Below are 2,344 nucleotides of genomic sequence, written 5' to 3'. Positions count from 1 at the left end.
CGCGCCTTCCGCTTCGCGGAAGTGACGCGCGGCCGGCTACGCGGCCTTTGCGTGGGCTGTGGCGCTTCGCGCCGTTACGGATCGTCATGTCCCGGTTTGAGTTGGGTTGCTGGTGATGCGTCAAGTATTGCCCTCCGGGCGATACTTGACTTATGTGGGAAGTCTCCGCTTCGCTCCAACTTCCCACGAAATCCCACCCTCCGGGCGGTATTTCCTGTTGGCACCCTCCGGGTGCCTCGGCTGGCTACGAGGAGGGGCCCGGCCCGCCGGCTCGACGAGGTACTCGACACCCGCCGGCCCGACGGGACGTCACTTCAGGGTGCAGCGCCGCCGGCTGACGCAAGGTCGGCCCGCCGGATCGGGGTTGCGGGGCTCGGTTCGAAGGAAGTTGGGGTGGCTCCCACGAGAATCAATGGCACTGAGTGTCATTGATTCTCGTGGGAGTGTCGTGGAACGCCTTGCCGCTCAGGAGGGCGCTTGACCGATCGAGTGTGGCCCCGGGGTGCGAGGGGGGATGATAGAGCCTCAGGCGGCCCTACAGGGGGCTTCTTGAGGGTCCTTTGAGGGTGAACCTGGGTTCGGGGAAGCAAGATGCCCCTGGGAGGGATTCCCAGGGGCACGTGGCGCAGCAGACTCCCGTGTTAGTGCATGTGAGTGAGCAGGTACCAGGTGCCGCTCGCGGCGGTGAGGCAGAGTCCGCCGAACCAGCGGAGGAGCCGCGGGGAGACGTAAAGGGCCAGCTCGAAGTGTCCGTCGACGTTTATGTCCAGGCGTCGACGGCGCTCGGGGCCGGCGTTGCCCGGAGGGTTGCCCGGGTGGCTGCCGATTTGGGTAGTGCGGGACGAGCCTGAGGGGTCGCCCCAGGTCTCGACCACGGTCTCGGCACCAGGGGCGAGGTGCTCCTGGTGCCGAAGATGGTCACTGGTCATGCCGTTCTCCTACTGTTTTTCCTATGCGTGTCCTGCCCAGGGACACGTTGTTGACGAGGGCTGCCGTCCGCGCTTGCTCCAGCTGCCAAGAAGGGGAAGGCGGAACGGAGGGAGAGTTCGATCTGCTGCGTGTTTGGTAGTTAACGCAGGCAGGGCACCGTTCGCAACTAAGCCTGGGGTTACTACGGATCAGCGGCGGCTGTGATGGACGGTGGATGTCAGTCCGCAGGCGTATCCTGTGCGGCTGCACCAGGGATCAATCGCCCTAGTCGCCCAACAAGGGGCATTCGGGCCGTAGATACTCGCCGGTATGCGTGCTCGGTAGGTCACTTGACCAGTGAGATCACTAACAGTGCATGCATAAATGCGCAGAGTCGTTGCGCATGTCACACTCCGTTAGAGTCGCCAGGCTTCGTGATCGCTAACGAACCGGGCAGACATCGACAGTGGTCCACCTCGACGAGGTCGCGTACTGCGGTGGCAGTCCCCAACTTGACGGGCCCTCAAACGGGTACACAAGCACCCAACTTGATCAAGTTGTGGACGCCTGAATGGGCGGGGCTCAGTTAATTGGATACCCGCTGGTCGCAGTGGTCTAGCGCGGAATATGATCACGCCTGCAAATCCCATTGGGCGGCGCTTTGGCATTACTTCAGGTCACGATGCGGACGATGGAGAAACCGCCGCCCCTCCCTAGTTTGGCAGCTGGAGCAGGGGCGGCGGCCCTCGTCGGGCGTAGGAGAACGCCGTGACCATTGTGCATGGCCGGCCGGGCTCTGGCCACAGAGCGCGACGTGATGCTGCTCTCCGCGGTGTGGTCCGGTCGGGGCTGAGAATACTATTCCTGGCCCCGGATGATTGCCGATTAGGCTTCAGGTGCCGCTAATTCCATCGAATTTCGTAGACCTCGCTCAAACGTTGCGTTAATTTTTGCACTTTCCGCTAAGAATTTTCGAACCGACATATCGCCACCGCATTTAGCTGATATGGAAATGTGTCGACACGCTGGAGGGGTCCCTGTCGCACGGGGCGCCAACTTGCCTGGTGACGTGCGGAGTTGCCTGCTCATGGTGGTCTGTGGCGCCACCTCAATGGCACCGAGTGCCGTAGCGGCTGTCATGTACGCCGCCGTCCTTCCCGTCGCAGACTCGGCGGTTCCAAGCAAGAGAGCAGGTTTCCGAAGGGTGGAATTCAGCGAGGCATTCCTTCGGGGCGCTTGCAGGCGATTGGGAACGGCAGTGGGACGGGGCGCACGATCGCGACGAATGAGTCCCTTACACCGCCGGTGCCGGCGTCCAGTCAGCGACGTCAGGACGGGCTACTCGTCGCGCTGCTCCGCTGTCGACAGGATCGCTTCAAACCGCTTCGCGCCTAGGGCGATCTTACCGGGGGTGTCAAACTTCGAGGGCCCAGCC

Annotated in this window: 1 protein-coding gene; it reads right to left on the bottom strand. The window is 62.8% G+C overall.

Going from position 1 to position 2,344, the window contains the following annotated elements:
* Window positions 1–641: 641 nt before the first annotated feature.
* Window positions 642–929 carry a hypothetical protein gene (locus AB0I03_RS26355; protein WP_102927034.1) on the bottom strand — a complete coding sequence of 96 codons (288 nt, stop codon included), beginning with the start codon at window positions 927–929 and terminating at the stop codon, window positions 642–644.
* Window positions 930–2,344: the final 1,415 nt, after the last annotated feature.

This window comes from Glycomyces sp. NPDC021274, from assembly GCF_040641195.1.
GTDB lineage: Bacteria > Actinomycetota > Actinomycetes > Mycobacteriales > Micromonosporaceae > Glycomyces.
This window is presented reverse-complemented; position numbering and strand designations above follow the sequence as displayed.

Coding starts and splice junctions, on each gene's coding strand:
- AB0I03_RS26355 (WP_102927034.1), bottom strand. CDS start 929: ATGACCAGTGACCATCTTCGGCACCAGGAGCACCTCGCCCCTGGTGCC.